5 protein-coding genes are annotated in these 3,590 nt (G+C 33.4%); all 5 read right to left on the bottom strand.

What is annotated here, in order from left to right; all coding sequences use genetic code 11:
• Window positions 1-141 precede the first annotated feature (141 nt).
• The 5 genes from FC46_RS09560 to FC46_RS09540 all read right to left on the bottom strand — a co-directional run bounded on the left by FC46_RS09560 (window position 142) and on the right by FC46_RS09540 (window position 3,321).
• Complete coding sequence (locus FC46_RS09560; protein ID WP_057800175.1) at window positions 142-372, bottom strand: hypothetical protein; 231 nt, start codon at window positions 370-372, stop codon at window positions 142-144.
• A 24-nt stretch (window positions 373-396) separates the two neighbouring features.
• Window positions 397-600, bottom strand: coding sequence for a DUF3923 family protein (locus FC46_RS09555; RefSeq protein WP_057800173.1), 204 nt, complete (start codon window positions 598-600; stop codon window positions 397-399).
• 57 nt (window positions 601-657) lie between these two features.
• A complete protein-coding gene (locus tag FC46_RS09550; protein ID WP_057800171.1) occupies window positions 658-1,422 on the bottom strand; it encodes an ABC transporter permease in 765 nt (254 codons plus the stop codon).
• The gene (locus FC46_RS09545) at window positions 1,415-2,344 is read right to left on the bottom strand and encodes an ABC transporter ATP-binding protein (protein ID WP_057800169.1); all 930 of its coding nucleotides are present in this window, start codon (window positions 2,342-2,344) and stop codon (window positions 1,415-1,417) included. Before FC46_RS09545 ends, FC46_RS09550 begins: the two co-directional genes overlap by 8 nt.
• 149 nt (window positions 2,345-2,493) lie before the next feature.
• A complete protein-coding gene (locus tag FC46_RS09540) occupies window positions 2,494-3,321 on the bottom strand; it encodes a helix-turn-helix domain-containing protein (RefSeq protein ID WP_057800168.1) in 828 nt (275 codons plus the stop codon).
• Window positions 3,322-3,590: the final 269 nt, after the last annotated feature.

Below are 3,590 nucleotides of genomic sequence, written 5' to 3'. Positions count from 1 at the left end.
GCACATATCATTGCCGAGCTACTTTTTCAATAGTACTTCAGTTTTTGACGCTTACTTTATTTTAAACAGAAAAAGTCAATCGAACTCACTATGCGCGAGTTTGATTGACTTTTTGTTTTTTCTCAATTTATGAACTGAGATTTATTTGTTATCTTCTCCACTGGCCAGATTAATAATCGGACTGCAGACTGACAAAATAAACGCAATTGCGATAATCCAGCCGAGATAATTTTGAATACGATTATGAGCGATTATTGGCGTCAACGACCAGAAAGTGTGATTCTTAACCGCTACAGCAATAATGATCGCAGCAATAAGCCACAAAATGATAGCAGTCCATTTGACGAGCTTATGTAATGTATTAAACGTCATAAATTTTCCTCCAAGCAGCCGTGATTACTTTCTCTTCAAGTAGATGTACCAAATAATGTATGGTATTGCGACCAGCACCGCGCAGATGGCTAAGATACCTAAAGTCACTAATTTAATCTCTGTCGTCTGCACCACACCAGCGCCGTCGACTTTTCTGACCATGATGAAAATTGCTGTGATGACAAAAAGGATAATCCAAATCAGCCCACTAATCTTCCAAGCTTTCATATTTTTCTCCTACGTTTTTGGATTAAATATGCGCTTTTTATGTTGATCTGTCAACTGTTAATACAATGATAAAGTTCCATTTCTCTTAACATACTTATCTGTTAGATTGAAAACTAAGATACCGATTATCAGCCATAATGCGGCATTAAACACAGATCCGGCTAAATAAAATGGCATACTATAGGAATGATTATTAATAGCCAATCTCATCCAACTTACCATTGGACAAATTGGTAAAAATAAAGAAAAGATCTTAGTTAATCCTGAATAATTTTCAAAATTAACAAGTAAAACTCCCAAATAAATATATTGAAAAATCACTAATGTACTGCCAATTCTCTTAAAGCGCAGTATCAAACTAACAATGAGATACCCTAATCCAACAGTTACTACTAATGCTAATAAAAAGGGAACTGCTAGTACCACAGGAATCTTAATCCAATGATTAGTAAAGATCATGATAACTAATAAAATTAGCACTGCTTGAACAAGTGAAACTATAATATTTACAATGCTTTTATTTAGAAATAGTCGTTTGGAAGAGATTGGCATCAAATATTGCTGTTCTAAAATGCCATTTTTTGCTTGATTCATCACTGTCATACCCATTTGGCTAATTGTATTTTGAATCAAACTCCATAAGACATAGCCAACTACTAATGCATTCAATGAAGTTCCTAGAACGCCACCACCTACAAGACTTCCGCCCCAAAAAATAGCCATGAACATTAAAACTAATAAGAAAAAATCGGAGACATAGTTAAACAAATATCTCTTGTATAAATAGAATTGTCGCCAAAATTCCGCCTTGAAACTAGTCATCGTTAACCTCCGCATAGTGCTTAAAGATTTCATCTAATCCTCTAGTTACTGTTTGAATTTTTACTATTGGTAATTCACTCAGCATTTTAAGTACCTTTGATATATCTTTTTGGTCTTTAACACTTAAGCGATATGTCAGATCCGATTTATTTACTATCTCGCAATACGCTATTGCCATCCCTACTTCTTCATCATTAAGCGATCTAGAAAGAGAAATTTCAAAAACAGCCTGCTTATTTAATCTATCCAAACTATCCTTGACACTATCAGAGAATACTAACTGTCCATGATTGATTAGTAGGATCTTATTGGCTACTTTTTGTGCAAAATCTAATTGATGAGTAGTAACTAAAATACCTACACCATTAGATGACAACATTTCCAGGCTATCTATCATTATCTTAACTGCCGTTAGATCCAATCCTAGAGTCGGTTCATCTAATATCAAAAGCTTCGGATTTGCAATCATTGCACAGCAAATACCAACAATCTGCTGCATCCCTCGACTCAATTTAGTAATCGAAGTATCTTTTTTATCCGTCAAATTAAACTGCTTTAACAGATCCAATCCCTTTTTTTCTGCTTCTTTTCTATTAAGGCCACGCTGTCCACCCCAGTACACAAAATTTTCCATTGGAGATAGAGCCCAAAACATATTTTTGGATCCTTCTAATAAAACACCAGTATTTTTTAAAAGTGGTAAATTGCTATTAGTAACGTCTTGCTCATCAAACAGTATCTTGCCTTCATCAGGACTTACTAGGTTTAGAATCATTTTTAAAGTTGTTGTTTTTCCTGCTCCATTTGGTCCGAGAAATGCCACAATATCGCCATGATTCACTTCAAAGGAAACATTAGAGACAGCTTTTTTCTTACCTTTTTGGTAAGTTTTTGAAATATTGTTTACGGATAATAAAGTCATGACCTACCCTCTCTTTCTGCTTGACGGCGTATAACTTCCAAATCATATATAAGATGTATCAGCAGATAGATCCATGCATCGATTCTTGCTAATTATTATGAACTTTAAATTACTTTTTTCTTAAAAAAGTAATATTTGAACACATTATTTCATATATGACATTTCGGCAATGTATTCGCTACTACTTTTGCACCATATTTATTCAAAAAACTAATAATCTCATCAGCTGATTTTTTATCTCCGCTAAACAGCGCCTTATAATAATTCGCCACAATTTTATAGATCCCAAAGTCAGGAATACTAGCTAACGAGTCAATGATTCTAAAGCCATAAACTGCACTATCAGATTGCTTATTTTTATAGCAATTGTAGAAATAATTCATGCAAATAGATGCAATTATTCTTTGTGTACTGATGGGCTTATTCTTAATATCAGTTTTCAAAATCTGTCTCATATAATATTCAAGTTCATCAAAATCAAAAATCAGCATTGAATTACTAAAAAGTTGCAACGTTGAAACATTTTCAGCCCAATTCTCAACTTCATAAAACTTTCTTTTGATCTTATTCTTTTCCATTTGACTCAATGAACCAATCTTGTTGTTCACAACTGAATCAATAAGAAGGACAGAAGTCTTGATATTATCATCCATATTGGAATCTTGGATTTGCTCATTCAAACGAGCTACTTTCTCCTTGTCCTTCTCGTTAAAGGCAGCTAGTAATTGTACCTTCAAGTCGGGCTCACTCTTCACTTGCTCGCCCTCAGAGAAGATGCGATTCATAATCTCTTCTTCATCAACATTGTTCAGCATTAGAATCTTCAAAAAATCGACCGCACTGATTTTATTCATTCCACGCTCAACTTTTGAATAAAATGAAGTGGTAACTACGCCATGGATAAATTCTTTTTGTGTTAGGCCCAAGGATTTTCGCGTTTGTTTTAACACTCTACTAATCGTGAGATCATCAATCATGCTTATCCCTCCCATGTAAATCAACTTTTTAATTAATATTAATATTTTATCAGATAATATTAATTTTCCCTTAAAGTAATTGAGAGGATGAGTAAAAAGCATATTAATAAGCACCTATTGCACATTAAATGCCATTTGTAGCCAAAATTAATAATCTGATCAAAAATAATGATTGACAGTTAATATTATGGATATATAATTAGAAAATATAGATAATCTGAAACTTGAAAGCTAAGATTCATGCTCTTTTCGCATGTTTCCTGGCTTTT

The sequence above is a fragment of the Lactobacillus kalixensis DSM 16043 genome (genome assembly GCF_001434335.1).
GTDB classification, from domain to species: Bacteria; Bacillota; Bacilli; order Lactobacillales; family Lactobacillaceae; genus Lactobacillus; species Lactobacillus kalixensis.
The sequence above is the reverse complement of the archived record's forward strand: the minus strand, read 5'-3'. Positions and strand labels throughout refer to the sequence as shown.

Bases quoted from the DNA above. Each gene is read 5' to 3' on its own strand.
- FC46_RS09560 (WP_057800175.1), bottom strand. From the start codon at position 372: ATGACGTTTAATACATTACATAAGCTCGTCAAATGGACTGCTATCATT.
- FC46_RS09555 (WP_057800173.1), bottom strand. From the start codon at position 600: ATGAAAGCTTGGAAGATTAGTGGGCTGATTTGGATTATCCTTTTTGTC.
- FC46_RS09545 (WP_057800169.1), bottom strand. From the start codon at position 2,344: ATGACTTTATTATCCGTAAACAATATTTCAAAAACTTACCAAAAAGGT.
- FC46_RS09550 (WP_057800171.1), bottom strand. From the start codon at position 1,422: ATGACTAGTTTCAAGGCGGAATTTTGGCGACAATTCTATTTATACAAG.
- FC46_RS09540 (WP_057800168.1), bottom strand. From the start codon at position 3,321: ATGATTGATGATCTCACGATTAGTAGAGTGTTAAAACAAACGCGAAAA.